Here is a 14,995-nt window from a genome sequence, read left to right as displayed (position 1 = left end):
GTTTTGAGGACACGGCGCCGCACCCGACGTTTGCGCCGCGGAAATGTCGCAATTCGGCAACATTGTGATATGATTGCATCAGTTCGCAATTCCCGCGGGCGATCGCACTCAGCTCAATTGCCGGTATGACCAGCGCAGAGACCACCGCTTCAACATTACACGCGCCACCGGCCGAGCCCACTGCGGAGGCGCGGGGCTTTCCGCTGCGCCGCTGGCTGGCGCCGTTCGCCGTGGCCATCGCGCTGCTGTCCGGCTTCCTGACCTTCGTGGTCCTGACCGGCCTGACTCCGATCGAGCCCACCTCCGAGGTGGTCCGCTCCTTCCTGATGATCAATGCCGCCACGATCCTGCTGCTGGTCGGCATCATCGTCCGGGAAGTCTGGCAGATGGTGCAGGCGAGGCGGCGCGGCCGGGCGGCGGCGCGGCTGCATGTGCAGATCGTCGGTCTGTTCTCGGTGATCGCGGTCTTGCCCGCCGTGCTGGTGTCGATCGTCGCCAACGTCACCATCGAGCGCGGCCTCGACCGGCTGTTCTCGGGTCCGACCAAGCAGGTGATACAGAACTCGCTGACCATCGCCAGCGCCTACATGCAGGAGCACGCCCAGCTCATCAACGGCGACACGCTGGCGATGGCCAACGATCTCGCCCATGCGCGGCCGCTCTATGACCAGGATCGCATGACGTTCCTGCAGCTGATGACGGCCGGGGCCGAGTCGCGCAACCTGCCGGTCGCGGTGCTGATGGACAAGGACGGCAAGATCGTCGCGAGCGCTGAAACCGGTGTCCGCCTGAACTATGAGGCGCCACCGCCAGATATCCTCAAGGACATCAACGAAACCGAGCCGAAGATCTCGGTCTTCCCTGAAAACTACGTGGCCTCCGTGGTCCGGCTGCGGGCCTATGACGACATGTTCCTGTACGTGGCGCGGCTGCTCGATCCGGCCGTCGTCGCCCAGCTCAAGCAGACCCAGACCAGCGCTGCCGAATATGCGCAGCTCGAGACCCGCAGGCTCGGCATCCAGGTCGCGTTCGCGCTGATGTTTGCGGTGATCGCGCTGACCATCCTGATGGCCTCGGTGCTGATCGGCCTCAACTTCGCCAACGGGTTGGTGTCGCCGATCCGCCAGTTGATGGGTGCGGCGAGCGAAGTCTCGACCGGCAACCTCAATGTCCAGGTGCCGGTCCACAAATCGGCCAGCGACCTCGCGCTGCTCGGCGAAATCTTCAACAAGATGACCCAGGAGCTGCGCACCCAGCGCAACGAGCTGGTCGACGCCAGCGAGACCATCGACAGCCGCCGCCGTTTCATCGAGGCGGTGCTGTCGTCGGCCTCTGCCGGTATCATCGGCGTTGACGCCTCAGGCAGCGTCGGGATCCTCAACCGCTCGGCTGAAAAGCTGATCGGGCACGCCGAGTCGGAGACGCTCGGCCATCCGCTGTCGGACGTGCTGCCCGAGCTCGACGAGATGATGAAGACCGCGCGCGAGGGCACGCAGCGGCTGGTGCAGGGACAGGTCACGATCCTGCGCGACGGCAATGAGCGCAATCTGTCGGTTCGCGTCTCCGCCGAGCAGACCAGCCAGTCGCGCGACAGCTACATCATCACGCTCGACGACATCACCGAGCTGGTCTCGGCGCAGCGCACCTCGGCCTGGGGCGACGTCGCCCGCCGTATCGCCCACGAGATCAAGAATCCGCTGACCCCGATCCAGCTCTCCGCCGAGCGGATCCGGCGCAAGTTCGGCAAAACCATCACCGAAGAGAAGGACAAGTCGATCTTCGAGCAGTGCACCGACACCATCGTGCGCCAGGTCGACGACATCAGGCGCATGGTCGACGAGTTCTCGCGCTTCGCGCGGATGCCCAAGCCCGTGATGGAGGGCGAGGACGTCGCCGACGTGGTGCGACAGGCGGTGTTCCTGATGAAGGTCGCCCACCCCGATCTCGACATCGAGGCCGACATCAAGCAGTCGCCGCTGCCGGCGCAGTTCGACCGCCGGCTGATCTCGCAGGCGCTGACCAACATCATCAAGAACGCCACCGAGGCGATCGAACAGGTGCCGCGCGAGGAGCTCGGCAAGGGCCGCATCGACGTCGTGGCGCAGCGCGAGAACGACGACATCCTGATCGACGTCGTCGACAACGGCATCGGCCTGCCCAAGGTCGCCCGTTCGCGCCTGCTCGAGCCCTATGTCACGACGCGGGCGAAGGGCACCGGTTTGGGGCTCGCCATCGTCGGCCGCGTCCTCGAGGACCATGGCGGCCGCATCGAGCTCAAGGATGCGTCCGATTTCCGCGAGGGGCAGCGCGGTGCCTGGATGCGGCTGCGCTTTGCCGTCACCGGCCAGGCGGCCAAGCCGGAGAACAAGGACCAAAAGCCGGACGTGAAACCGGACAAGACCGAACCCACCAGTGAAAAAAATCCGCCGGAAGAGCCGACCAACGGCCCGGCACAGGCGACCAACAATGAACCAAAAATCCAAGAAGCAAATAACCAAGAGCCAAATGCGCAAGAGCCAAGAAGCCAAAAGCCAAGATTCAAAGCCGCGACGGGCGACTGACAAGGCAGGTGTAACCCATGGCAAGTGACATTCTGATTGTCGACGACGAAGCTGACATTCGTGACCTCGTTGCGGGTATCCTGGACGATGAGGGGTTCTCGACGCGCACGGCGCGCGACAGCGATTCGGCGCTTGCCGAGATCGCGAACCGCCGCCCGAACCTGGTCTTCCTCGACATCTGGCTGCAGGGCTCCAAGCTCGACGGCCTGCAGCTGCTCGAGCAGATCAAGAAGGACAATGCCGATCTGCCGGTCGTGATGATCTCCGGCCACGGCAACATCGAAACCGCGGTCGCCGCGATCAAGCGCGGCGCCTACGACTTCATCGAGAAGCCGTTCAAGTCGGATCGGCTGATCCTGGTTGCGACGCGGGCGCTGGAGACGTCGCGGCTCAAGCGCGAGGTGAAGGAGCTGAAGCAGCTGGCACCGGCGGCGAGCATCCTGACCGGCCGCTCGGCCTGCATGAACCAGCTGCGCCAGACCATCGATCGCGCCGCCAAGGCCAACAGCCGCATCCTGATCGTCGGTCCGTCAGGCGCCGGCAAGGAGCTCGCCGCGCGCACGCTGCATCATGCATCGGGACGCGCCGAGGGGCCGTTCGTGGTGATCAATGCGGCCGCGATCACGCCGGAGCGCATGGAGCTCGAACTGTTCGGCATCGAGGGATCGAACGGCGAGCAGCAGCGCAAGGCCGGCGCGCTCGAGGAAGCGCATGGCGGCACGCTGTTCATCGACGAGATCGCGGACATGCCGCGCGAGACCCAGAACAAGATCCTGCGCGTGCTGGTCGATCAGACCTTCCAGCGCCAGGGCGGTACCGCCAAGGTCCATGTCGACGTCCGCATCATCTCCTCGACGGCGCGCAATCTCGAGGAGGAGATCGCGGCGGGTCGCTTCCGCGAGGATCTCTATCATCGCCTCTCGGTGGTGCCGATCCGGGTGCCGCCGCTGTCGGAGCGCCGCGAGGACATCCCCGAGCTGATCGACTATTTCATGGACCAGATCTCGGCGGCCACCGGCCTGCCGAAGCGGCAGATCGGGCAGGACGCGATGGCTGTGCTGCAGTCGCATGTCTGGCCGGGCAACGTCCGCCAGCTCCGCAACAACGTGGAGCGCGTGATGATCCTGGCCGGCGGCGGCCCGGAGGCGATCATCACCGCCGACATGTTGCCGCAGGACGTCGGCTCGATGGTGCCGGCGATGCCGACCTCCAACAATGGCGAGCACATCATGGGCCTGCCGTTGCGCGAGGCCCGCGAGGTGTTCGAGCGCGATTACCTGATCGCCCAGATCAGCCGCTTCTCCGGCAATATCTCGCGCACCGCAGAGTTCGTCGGCATGGAGCGCTCGGCACTGCACCGCAAGCTGAAGGCGCTCGGGGTCGGCTGACCCCGGCGCGCCAGGATCGGCCTCGACATCGGCGGCTCGGAGCGAGGCCCCGGCGATCACCCGCCGGGGGAAGCAAGGGCAGGGCGTGTCGGCCGGCGAGACGAGGCGGGGACGGCACAACCGGGGATTTATCCACTCTCCACGAGAATATTCGTCTCTTTCCCCGCCCTTTCTTAGAATTGCCACCGTGTTCCTACCGACTGCACCGCGAACCGGCTTGCCTAAAAACCGCGCGTGGCCTCTAATCGTACCGCTACGCCTGCCAGAGGGGGATCTCAGGGCAGGCGGGCAGCCGGAGGAGGCTCCGTGAGAGAGCCGCAACCGGTTCAATAAAAAGAAGCACAAGCTTGCGGGACAAAAACAATGGCGGCAGACCGCGCACAAAATCTACAAGACACCTTCCTTAATCACGTTCGTAAAACAAAAACGCCACTGACGATATTTCTGGTGAACGGGGTAAAGCTGCAGGGCATTGTCACATGGTTCGACAATTTCTGCTTACTGCTGCGGCGCGACGGTCACTCGCAGCTTGTCTACAAGCACGCGATCTCGACCATCATGCCCGGAGCTCCGATTCAGCTGTTCGAAGGTGGTGAGGACGCACCGGCTTGAGAGTGAACTGATTGGAACCCTTCAATCGTGAAGGGGGCGCCGACCGGACCAAATCTAGGCCCGGGTCGGCGGGGGACTTGAGCACCGGGCGGGTGATCGTCATCGGCCCGTACCTGCGCATGCGCCGCGGCGACGGCGATGCGCAAACGGATTCCTCTGTCCGTGACTACGAAGCGCGGATCGAGGAGGCCGCCGGCCTTGCCGGTGCCATCGACCTCACCGTGGTGGAATCCATCATCGCGCCGATCAGCCAGATCCGGCCCGCGACCTATCTCGGCAAGGGCAAGGTCGAGGAGATCAACGGCCTCGTCGCCGGCAACAAGGTCGAGCTCGTGGTGATGGATTGCGCGCTGTCCCCGATCCAGCAGCGTAATCTCGAGAAGGCCTGGAGCACCAAGGTGCTCGACCGCACCGGCCTGATCCTGGAAATCTTCGGCCGCCGCGCCAAGACCAAGGAGGGCGCGCTGCAGGTCGAGCTCGCCCATCTGAATTATCAGCGCAGCCGCCTGGTGCGCTCCTGGACCCATCTCGAGCGCCAGCGCGGCGGCTTCGGCTTCATGGGCGGCCCCGGTGAGACCCAGATCGAGGCCGACCGCCGCCTGATCAGCGAGCGCATCACCAAGCTCGAAGGCGAGTTGAAGAAGGTGCAGGCGACGCGGCGGCTGCATCGCGCCGGCCGCCAGCGCGTGCCGTATCGCGTGGTGGCGCTGGTCGGCTACACCAATGCCGGCAAGTCGACCCTGTTCAACCGCCTGACACGCGCCGATGTGCAGGCCGCCGACATGCTGTTTGCGACGCTCGATCCGACCCTGCGCGCGCTCAACCTGCCGCATGGCGGCAAGGCGATGCTGTCGGACACGGTCGGCTTCATCTCCAACCTGCCGACCCAGCTGGTGGCCGCGTTCCGCGCCACGCTGGAGGAGGTGCTGGAAGCCGACATCATCCTGCACGTCCGCGACATCTCCCATGAGGATGCGGAGGCGCAGGAGCGCGACGTCGAGGGGGTGCTGCATCAGCTCGGGATCGATCCCGACGCCGACGGCGGCCAGCGCATCATCGAGGTCTGGAACAAGATCGACCGTTTCGATCCCGAGGAGCGGGACAATCTGCGCAACATCGCCGCGCGCCGGCCGCCGGAGCGGCCGTGCTTCCTGGTCTCGGCCGCGACCGGCGAGGGGATCGACGCGCTGCTGTCAGCAATCGAGGATCGCCTCGCGGCCAAGCGCATGACGCTGCGGCTCTCGATCGACGCCTCCGACGGTGCCGGCATCAGCTGGCTGCACCGTAATGCCGAGGTCCTGAACAAGGAACTGCAAGGCGAGCGCTTCGATATGACAGTGCGCGTCGACGAGACCAAGCGCGACATCGTGATGAGCCGGTTCGCCGCGGTGCCCATCGAGGCGTAAACCCTCCGGCGCGGCGCCGCGCAACCAGATATGACGACGCTGTGACGCGGCCTCACTCGGGCACGGCTGCGACGTGCCGGTGCGCTTTCTGTTTGAAATCTGCGCCGCCTTGGTTCATTGCGCTGCTGGACGCAAAGCCGAGGCCGATCGATGCAGGACACCAGCAACACCATCCCCCACGACACGCTCGCCGGCCAGAACGGTGATCTTGCCCATGCCCGGGCGCCCGAGATCGTCGATGCGCTCAATGCCCGGGAGCCGGCCGATGCCGCGCAGCTGCTGCGGTCCTTGCCCGCCGAGAAGGCGATCGAGGTGCTCGACCTGCCCGGGCTCAACAACACCTGCGAGATCCTGGCCGAGCTGCCGAAGGACACCGCGGTGTCGCTGCTGTCGGGCGTCTCCGACGACCGTGCCGCCGACATCTTCAAGGAGCTGGTCGAGCCGCTGCGCACGACGCTGCTGAACGGCCTCAACCCGGATACCCGGAACGTCATCTCGGGGCTGCTGGCCTATCCCGAACGCAGCGCCGGCAGCATCATGACGACGGAGTTCGTCAGCGTGCCCTCGAGCTGGACCATCGCCGAGGTCCTGCATCACATCCGGATGGTCGAGCGCACCCGCGAGACCGTCTATTCGATCTTCGTGATCGACCCGGTCAAGAAGACCCTGATCCAGGCCGTGCCGCTGCGCCGGCTGATCTCGGCCGATCCGCATGCCAATGTGCTGACCGCGGCACCGGCGCGCAAGCCGCTGATGATTGCGCCCGAAGCCGACCGCATGGAGGCGGCGCGGCTGATCTCGCGCTACGATCTGCTCGCGGTCGCGGTGGTCGACGGCCCAGGGCACATCCTCGGCATCGTCACGGTCGACGACGTCATCGACGCCATCGTCGAGGAATCGACCGAGGACGCCCAGAAGTTCGGCGGCATGGAAGCGATCGACGAACCTTACTTGCGGATCGGTTTCGGCGAGATGATCAAGAAGCGCGCCGGCTGGCTGTGCGCGCTGTTCCTGTCGGAAATGCTGACCGCCACCGCAATGCAGTCGTACCAGAGCGAGCTCGAAAAGGCGATCGTCCTGACCCTGTTCATTCCGCTGATCATGAGCTCCGGCGGCAATTCCGGCTCGCAGGCAACCTCGCTGCTGATCCGTTCGCTGGCGCTGCACGAGGTGCGGCTGCGCGACTGGTGGCGCGTCGCCATCCGCGAACTGCCGACAGGCATCGTGCTCGGCTCCATCCTCGGCGTGATCGGCATTGTCAGGATCACCGTCTGGCAGACGCTGGGCTTGTTCGATTACGGCCCGCATTGGGTGCTGGTGGCCACCACCGTCGGCGCCGCGCTGGTCGGCATCGTCACCTTCGGATCGCTGTGCGGCTCGATGCTGCCGTTCATCCTCAAGCGCATTGGATTCGATCCGGCGAGTGCGTCTGCCCCCTTCGTCGCGACGCTGGTCGACGTCACGGGCCTCGTGATCTATTTCGGCGTTGCCGCGGTCATTCTGCGCGGAACGCTGTTGTGAGGTGATCGCCGCCAAACCGGTGTCGCCGCGAAGCAGCGCGGTGATCGGACCTGAGACAGCTCCATTTTGACGACGTTCGAATTGTGCGTTCAGGGCTGGTCTCGCGAGCCAGGCAAAAGGTTCAAGCTCAAAGCCGAAATATTTTCCTTGTGCCTCGCAGCGGGCAGCGGGAGGGTTTGGTTGAGTCGGCCTATCCCTAAGAACTTGCGGACTTGCACGCGTGGATTGTCGGTCTTCGGCTGGTTTCAGCCCGCCTCGATGCCGACTGATCGCCTGCCAGGAATTCCTCAGTCATTGCGTTTGAACAGGAGGAACTTCCATGAATTTCAGATCAAATTTCTTTTTGACAATGGTTGTTGCAGCTCTCGCTGCGGCAATCGGTGCTGTCGCCCATGCGGCCGAGCCGGCCGCCCGGATCACCATCCTATACGATGCATTCGGCACGGATCCCGCGATGACAAAGGACTGGGGTTTCTCCGCCCTCGTGGAAACCGGTGGAAAGCGCATCCTGTTCGATACCGGTGACAACGCGAAAATCTTTGCTGCCAATGTCAAGGCAAAGGGTGTGGATCTCACCAACCTTGATTTCGTTGTGTTGTCACACCGGCACTCCGATCACATGGCGGGCTTGAGCTATCTCCTGAGCGTCAATCCGAAGGTGAAGATTTATGCACCAAAGGAAACGTTCGGCATCTACGGGTCGTCACTGCCGTCGGCCTTCTACCGCAAGGACGACGCGTTGCCGCCGGAGATGCGGTACTATGACGGCAAGCCGCCCGAGATCATGAAGTTCGGTGCCGCCTGGGCGGATGCGAACTTCGAATTGATCGACCAAACCACCGAAGTCGCGCCCGGCATTACGCTCATTGCGCTGATTTCGGATCTGCCGGGAACGAAAGAGCTCAAGGAGCTTTCGATGGCGGTGAATACTGCCGACGGAATCGTGCTCGTCGTTGGCTGCTCGCATCCCGGAATCGAGCGGATCGTCGAGGCCGCCGCAGCGATCAACCCCAGAATTCGGCTGATCGCCGGAGGCTTCCATCTGGTTGTCGCGCCCGACGATGTGGTCGCCAAGGTGACGACGGCGTTGCAGGACCGTTTCAAGGTCGAAAGCATCGCTCCCGGCCACTGCACCGGCGAGCCGACGTTTGCGGCCCTGAAGAAGGCGTTTGGCGACAAATACATCTATGCCGGCGCCGCACATCGATCGCAATCGGTGCCGAGGCAGGTTCGAACATGAAGCGCGGCGAGGGCATGACGCCTGACGACCTCAAAGTCTATCGTAGGCTGGCGACCCGGAATGATCCATTCGGCGTCATGCGCGCCCAAGCCCGACGAGCCGAAGCTGATCTCTAGGACGGAGCTACAAGGCGCGCGACGAGCGAAATCTACGTCGCGCGCTTCGCCTCATTCCACAGCGCGTCCATCTCTTCGAGCGACGCGCCGTCGAGCGAGCGGCCCTTCGCGGCCAGCGCCTTCTCGATATAGGCAAAGCGTCGCTCGAACTTGGCGTTGGTGGCGCGCAGCGCGGTTTCCGGATCGGCGTCGACGTGGCGGGCGAGGTTGACCAGCGCGAACATCAGATCGCCGGTTTCCTCGGCGATCTCCTGCTTGTCGTTGCGGTCGAGCGCGGCCTCGATCTCGTCGGCCTCCTCGCGGATCTTGGCGAGCACCGCGCGCGGATCGTTCCAGTCGAAGCCGACGGTCGATGCCTTGCGCTGCAATTCCATTGCCCGCGTCAGGGCAGGGAGGCCGGCCTTCACGCTCGCCAGCAGCGAAGTATGCGCGGTGTCCTCCGGCGGCCGCCGCGCGGCGCGCTCGGCTTTTTCCTCGGCCTTGATGCGTTCCCACGCGCTCTTGACCCCGGCGGGCTGGATGTTGCCGTCCTTGCCGGCAAAGACGTGCGGATGACGGCGGATCATCTTTTTCGTGATCGCCTCGACCACATCGCCGAACGCAAACGCGTTCTGCTCCTCCGCCATCCTTGCGTGATAGACCACCTGCAGCAGCAGGTCGCCGAGTTCCTCGCGCAGATCGTCGAGATCGCCGCGCGTGATCGCGTCGGCGACCTCATAGGCCTCTTCGATCGTGTAGGGCGCGATGGTCTCGAAATTCTGCACGAGATCCCACGGGCAGCCGGTCACCGGCGTGCGCAGCGCAGCCATGATCTCGATCAGGCGGGAAATGTCGCGGGAAGGGGTCATGGGACACCACTGGATGTAAGGTCTGGCCGTTATGCCAAATCGGCCCTGCCGATCCCAGTAAAACGCGCCGGAATCGCGGCACTGTCCACCGATTGGCCGTAGGGCCAAGGAGTGGTAAAGCGCGTTCCATGACCGATCAGATCAATTCCGACACGGCGCTGGTGCTGTTTTCCGGCGGCCAGGATTCAACCACCTGCCTGGCCTGGGCCTTGTCGCGCTTTACGCGCGTCGAGATGCTCGGATTCTCCTACGGCCAGCGCCATGCCGTCGAACTCGATTGCCGCGACCGGTTGCTGGCCGGGATCGAGCAAATGCGGCCCGATTGGTCGGCGAAGCTCGGCGACAGCCATACGCTCGCAATCCCGACATTGTCGGAAATCTCGGACACCGCGCTGACCCGCGACGTTGCGATTGAAATGGGCGCGGATGGTTTGCCCAACACCTTCGTGCCCGGCCGCAACCTCGTGTTCCTCACGTTCGCCGCGGCGCTGGCCTACCGGCGCGGCATCCGTCACATCATCGGCGGCATGTGCGAGACCGACTATTCCGGCTACCCGGATTGCCGCGACGAGACCATCAAGGCGTTGCAGTCCGCGCTCAACCTCGGCATGGCGAAGAACTTCGAACTGCACACGCCGCTGATGTGGCTCGACAAGGCCGCGACCTGGCGGCTTGCGCATGAGCTCGGCGGGGCAGGGCTGGTCGATCTGATCCGCGAGCATTCGCACACCTGCTATCTCGGCGAACGCGGCGCGCAGCACGATTGGGGCTATGGCTGCGGCGAATGCCCGGCGTGCAGCCTGCGGGCCAAGGGCTGGCGGGAATATGTCGCGCAGGGCAATCACTGAGTTGCCCGACGGCGGAAGCCGATCGCATCCAGCGCCGCGTTGCAGGGGCGCTCTGCCAAAATATCGAAAACAACCCCATGCAAAGTAGGCGTGGGCTGTCGCCGTTCGACACGGCAGCCTTGACACGCCGCAACTCAGTCGTATTTTTCCATTATTCCGAAATTGCGCAGCTGTGTCCCAACTACAGCTGTCATCGCCCGGCTCGACCGGGCGATCCAGTACGCCGCGGCCTTTCGGCTCAAGCACTGCTGCCTCTGGAATACTGGATCACCCGCTTTCGCGGGTGATGACACCGAACAAGGCTCTTCAACAACGCGACCGAGGTGAAAGGAAAGCGCCGCTACCTAAAATCCCCCGGCACCAGCTCGATCGGCTGGCCGTGCGGGGTGCGGTCGGCGGCATGATCCCAGGCATCGCGGTAGCGGCGCAGCGTCTCATGGGTCGTGACGCCCTTGGCGGCGACGAGGTGTTCCAGCGTCGCCAGCCAATGCTGGTAATAGGTCTCGCCGGTGTCGGGATCGCCGGCGGCCTGCGCGCGCTTGATCTGGTCGGCGAGGGCGGCCGCCCATTCAGTCCAGGTGAAGACACCGCGGTCATGCAGCGTCAGCGCCATTGCGAACGCCTGCGCCTCCCACGGCGCGTGGAACACCGGGCCGTCCTGATCGCGGGGAATGCTGGAGACGGCGCTGGTCGCGCGCGCGGCGGCGCCGGAATCCATCAGGCGGCCTCCAGATAGGGCTCGAACGCGTCGATCGAGACCTTGATGGTCGGATCAGAATCCGGTCCCCAGAGTTCGCGTCCGTCGAACACAACGGTGTACAGCCATTGCGGCTGCTCGCCGGCGTCGTTCGCGACCGTATCGGGAAACACGTGACAACCATGATCGCGCTCGACCATGCCGACATGACCGCGCACATAGCGCGGCAGCCGCGTGTGCGTGGCGGGATGAATGTTCTTCGCCCGCACCCGATCGCCTGCCTTGAATTTCGCCGGCGCTGGTGCCGCTCGGCCGAACTTGCCGCGCACCATGATGCGCTCGACATCGGCCATGGAGAATTTGCCGTGCTTGAGCGACTTCGCCGGCGCCACGGAATGTCCGGATGCGACGTCGTCCTTGGAGATATAGCCCTTGTCGAGCAGCAGGGCTTCCAGCCCAAGGAACCATTTCTTGTAATAGGAGCTCGACAGATAGACCTGCGGGGGCAGGGTCTCGCGATAGAAGCGCGATGTATCGATGTCGAAGGCGCCGGCCGCACCCATCGCACGGACCATCGCGAGCACGCGCGATTCCCATTCCTCATGGAACATCGGCTCGTTCAGCTCGGGTACGACCTTGCCGAATCCGTCCATGCCGCCCATGTCGTGGACGCCGTTCATGACGGTGCTCCCGGTGTTTTCGGGAATCCGGTGCCGATCATGGAATCGCGCGTCACGAGTTCGGCCAGTTGGTCTTCGCTCCAGCCCTCGGTGCCTGCGGGCCGCATCGGCAAGACCAGGAAGCGCGTTTCAGCGGTAGAGTCCCAGACCCGGATTTCCGTCTCCTTCGGCAGGCTGACGCCGAAATCGGCGAGCACGCCGCGCGGATCCTTGACGGCACGCGAGCGATACGGCGAGGCCTTGTACCAGACCGGCGGTAGCCCGAGCATTTCCCAGGGGTAACAGGAGCAGAGTGTGCAGACGACCATGTTGTGGCGGCCAGGCGTGTTCTCGATCGCAACCAGATGGTCGCCGACCCGACTGACATGGCCGAGGGTGCCGACCGCCTTGCTGGCGTCCTCGAGCAGCGCCTGCTTGAAGGCGGGATCGGTCCAGGCCTTGGCGACGACCCGGGCGCCGTTGTGCGGGCCGATCTTGGTCTCATAGGCCTGCACGATGGCGTCGAGCGCGGCAGCCTCGACATAGCCTTTTTCGGTCAGGATCGATTCCAGCGCGCGGACGCGCAGCTCGGTCTCCGACAGTTCGGAATGGTCGTGATCGTGGTGGTGATGATCATGTTCGCTCATGCCCGGAGAATAGGCGAAACTGCCGTGCTATGTCGAGGCAAGCCGTACACAACAATGCGAGCGGGGAGGTATGCGTGGTTGACGATGTGACGATCGAGAAGGGCCTCGGACCGGAGGGGCGTATCGCCGTGGTGCGGTTCGACCGCGGCGACGGTATCAACGCGCTGTCGCCGGAGGCACTGCGGCAACTGACAGATGCGGCGCGCAGTTTCGAGGACGATGCCGACACCTCGGTGGTGGTGCTGACCGGCGGCGCCAGATCGTTCAGCGCCGGCTTCGACCTCAAGGATGCCGAAGGGCGTTCGCGCGCGACCATGGACATGGGCACGCTGCGCCGTCACCTGAAGCTCGGGCCGCGGCTGACGCGCGCCTGGCAGGAGATGGAGCAGGTCACGATCGGGGCGATCCAGGGCTTTTGCGTCGGCGGCGGCGTGGCGCTCGCAGTCGCGCTGGATTTCCGTGTCATGGCGCGCGATGCGCATCTACGCGTGCCGGAGATCGCGCTCGGCATGAACATGAGCTGGCAGAGCGTGCCGCGCATGCTGCATCTGATGGGCCCGGCGCGCACCAAGCAGGCCGTGATCCTGACCGACGACCGGATTTCGGCCGAGCAAGCCTACGAATGGGGCCTGGTGGAGCAGGTGGCTGAAACAGGCAAATCCTTTGAGGCTGCGATGGCGCTCGCGGCCAAGGTCGCAGCCCAGCCGCCGATCTCGGTGGCGATGACCAAGCTGACTGTCAACCGGCTGGCGCATGCGCTCGACGATCTGGCCAGCCACATGGATCTCGACCAGTTCGCGCTGGCGAGCCTGACCGACGACCACAAGGAAGGTGTCGCGGCCTTCCTCGGACGGCGGAAGCCACGCTTCAGGGGGCGCTGACTCTAGCGTTTGGTGATGCGGTCGCGACCGTCGAGGTCGGCCTCCCAGCCGAACACGGAGCGGCCGTCGAGGCTTGGCGAACGCGCGCGCTCGTTGGCCACGAAGGCATCGAAGGACGGGCCGGTTGCGGTCAATTCGAGCCTGCGGGCCTGGTCGTCCAGCCGCTTCAATGCCTGCAATTCCTCGTCGCGGCCGAGCTTGGCCTGCTGCACCGCCGATTTCAGCACGCCGATGGTCTCGTCATAGACCTTGATCGGCACCGGAAACGGATGACGGTCCTTGCCGCCGTGCGCGAGCGAGAAACGCGCCGGATCGCGGAAACGATACGGCGTGCCGTGGACCACCTCAGCGACCATGGCGAGCGACTCCACGGTGCGGGCGCCGACGCCGGGCGTCAGCAGCAACTGGGGGAAATCCAGCGGCCCGCGCTCCGCTGCGGCGGCGAGGGTGCCGTGCAGGCGGCGGATGAAGACATCGCTCGAGCGCACATCGTGATGCGCCGGCATGATCAGGTGCAAGAGATCGCCCTGCGCCTCCACCTGCTCGGTCAGCTCGGCATATTGACGCGCGATGCCGTCGGGACCGAGCGCGGCGAGCAGATCGAGTTGCGCCTGGCGCGAGGCGTCGGCTCGGTGGTCGGTGAGGTTGACGATCTCGCCCTGCGCTGGACCGTCGATCGCGCTGTGCGGCTCGTCGACGAAGCTGCGCAGCCCCTCGGAATGCCAGTGGTAGCGTCGCGCCTGCCGCTTGTGATCGTTCATGCCTTGCTGGACCACGGTCCATTTGCCGTCCGTGGTGACGAAGAAGCCATGCAGATAGAGCTCGAAACCGTCCTGGATCGCGGCGCTGTCGACCTTGGCGACCAGGCGGCTGGCCCGGGTGAGGGCATCGCCGTCAAAGCCGGTCCGCTCGCCCAGCGCCGTCAGCTCGTCCGGCGTCTGCCGCGAATGCTTGCCGCGGCCGCCGCAGACATAGATGCCGAGCTCATCCTGCAACGGCGCCAGCCCGCGCTTCAGCGCGCCGATGACGCTCGTGGTGATTCCCGACGAGTGCCAGTCCATGCCCATCACGGCGCCGAACGACTGGAACCAGAACGGATGCGAGAGCCGCTGCAGGAACGCGTCTCGTCCGTAATGATGGACCACGGCCTGGGTGATAATGGCACCCAGCGTCGCCATGCGCTGCGCCAGCCACGGCGGCACGCGTCCACCATGGAGGGGCAGATCAGCGCTGCCGGTACGTCGGGCCATCGGTCTGCAAGCCTTGGATCACGCCTTAGATCGAGCCTCGATGCAGACGATCCTCGAAGATCAGCCTGTCATCGACTCGTCAGCAACCCGTCGCGGATCGCGAGGGGATTGTGGTCGCCAAACGCCTCCCTGTCGACCCTGCGGAGACCCGGCCGGAATATCTGGGCGCTGGCTAAGAGGGCGGTGGCGAGCAGCGGATGCGCGCGTCGAGTTGCGCCGCTGGAATTGCCTCATGAAGCCGGAATAGCGGGGCCGCCGGCGACTGGCGGCTACTTTCGGTTCTTGTCCAGCTCCTGCGCCATCGCGAGATGGTGCTTGAGC

General features: G+C 64.8%; 13 protein-coding genes. 8 read left to right on the top strand and 5 right to left on the bottom strand.

What is annotated here, in order from left to right; translation table 11 throughout:
• Positions 1-125: 125 nt before the first annotated feature.
• The 6 genes from H8A92_RS27490 to H8A92_RS27465 all read left to right on the top strand — a co-directional run bounded on the left by H8A92_RS27490 (position 126) and on the right by H8A92_RS27465 (position 8,728).
• Positions 126-2,561 carry a sensor histidine kinase NtrY-like gene (locus H8A92_RS27490; RefSeq protein ID WP_229198662.1) on the top strand — a complete coding sequence of 812 codons (2,436 nt, stop codon included), beginning with the start codon at positions 126-128 and terminating at the stop codon, positions 2,559-2,561.
• A 17-nt stretch (positions 2,562-2,578) separates the two neighbouring features.
• Positions 2,579-3,949 carry a nitrogen assimilation response regulator NtrX gene (gene ntrX / locus H8A92_RS27485; protein WP_229198661.1) on the top strand — a complete coding sequence of 457 codons (1,371 nt, stop codon included), beginning with the start codon at positions 2,579-2,581 and terminating at the stop codon, positions 3,947-3,949.
• Between the two features lie 363 nt (positions 3,950-4,312).
• Complete coding sequence (hfq, locus tag H8A92_RS27480) at positions 4,313-4,561, top strand: RNA chaperone Hfq (RefSeq protein WP_006020546.1); 249 nt, start codon at positions 4,313-4,315, stop codon at positions 4,559-4,561.
• A gap of 11 nt (positions 4,562-4,572) precedes the next feature.
• Entirely contained in the window at positions 4,573-5,967 is a 1,395-nt protein-coding gene (gene hflX, locus H8A92_RS27475; protein WP_229198660.1) for a GTPase HflX, read from the top strand.
• Positions 5,968-6,117: 150 nt separating this feature from the next.
• Positions 6,118-7,488, top strand: coding sequence for a magnesium transporter (mgtE, locus tag H8A92_RS27470; RefSeq protein WP_229198659.1), 1,371 nt, complete (start codon positions 6,118-6,120; stop codon positions 7,486-7,488).
• Between the two features lie 319 nt (positions 7,489-7,807).
• Positions 7,808-8,728, top strand: a complete 921-nt coding sequence (locus H8A92_RS27465) for an MBL fold metallo-hydrolase (RefSeq protein WP_229198658.1) — start codon at positions 7,808-7,810, stop codon at positions 8,726-8,728.
• 148 nt (positions 8,729-8,876) lie between these two features.
• Here H8A92_RS27465 and mazG read toward each other — a convergent pair whose 3' ends face one another.
• The gene (gene mazG, locus H8A92_RS27460; protein WP_229198657.1) at positions 8,877-9,692 is read right to left on the bottom strand and encodes a nucleoside triphosphate pyrophosphohydrolase; all 816 of its coding nucleotides are present in this window, start codon (positions 9,690-9,692) and stop codon (positions 8,877-8,879) included.
• 128 nt (positions 9,693-9,820) lie between these two features.
• Between mazG and queC the strand changes: the two genes are divergently transcribed.
• Positions 9,821-10,540, top strand: a complete 720-nt coding sequence (queC, locus tag H8A92_RS27455) for a 7-cyano-7-deazaguanine synthase QueC (RefSeq protein WP_229198656.1) — start codon at positions 9,821-9,823, stop codon at positions 10,538-10,540.
• Positions 10,541-10,880: 340 nt separating this feature from the next.
• Here the strand turns inward: queC and H8A92_RS27450 are convergent, their stop codons facing one another.
• Genes H8A92_RS27450 through nthA form a run of 3 tightly spaced genes read right to left on the bottom strand, consistent with a single transcriptional unit; the run spans position 10,881 to position 12,543 of the window.
• Positions 10,881-11,258 (bottom strand): nitrile hydratase accessory protein, encoded by a 378-nt coding sequence (locus H8A92_RS27450; protein WP_229198655.1) that lies wholly within the window; start codon positions 11,256-11,258, stop codon positions 10,881-10,883.
• Complete coding sequence (nthB, locus tag H8A92_RS27445) at positions 11,258-11,917, bottom strand: nitrile hydratase subunit beta (RefSeq protein ID WP_229198654.1); 660 nt, start codon at positions 11,915-11,917, stop codon at positions 11,258-11,260. The genes H8A92_RS27450 and nthB overlap by 1 nt, the downstream gene beginning before the upstream one ends.
• Positions 11,914-12,543, bottom strand: coding sequence for a nitrile hydratase subunit alpha (nthA, locus tag H8A92_RS27440; RefSeq protein ID WP_229198653.1), 630 nt, complete (start codon positions 12,541-12,543; stop codon positions 11,914-11,916). The genes nthB and nthA overlap by 4 nt, the downstream gene beginning before the upstream one ends.
• Before the next feature lie 74 nt (positions 12,544-12,617).
• Between nthA and H8A92_RS27435 the strand changes: the two genes are divergently transcribed.
• Entirely contained in the window at positions 12,618-13,424 is an 807-nt protein-coding gene (locus H8A92_RS27435) for an enoyl-CoA hydratase/isomerase family protein (RefSeq protein ID WP_229198652.1), read from the top strand.
• A gap of 2 nt (positions 13,425-13,426) precedes the next feature.
• Here the strand turns inward: H8A92_RS27435 and H8A92_RS27430 are convergent, their stop codons facing one another.
• Positions 13,427-14,674 (bottom strand): DUF763 domain-containing protein, encoded by a 1,248-nt coding sequence (locus H8A92_RS27430; RefSeq protein ID WP_229198651.1) that lies wholly within the window; start codon positions 14,672-14,674, stop codon positions 13,427-13,429.
• Positions 14,675-14,995: the final 321 nt, after the last annotated feature.

It is taken from the genome of Bradyrhizobium acaciae (assembly GCF_020889785.1).
GTDB classification, from domain to species: domain Bacteria; phylum Pseudomonadota; class Alphaproteobacteria; order Rhizobiales; family Xanthobacteraceae; genus Bradyrhizobium; species Bradyrhizobium acaciae.
The sequence above is the reverse complement of the archived record's forward strand: the minus strand, read 5'-3'. Positions and strand labels throughout refer to the sequence as shown.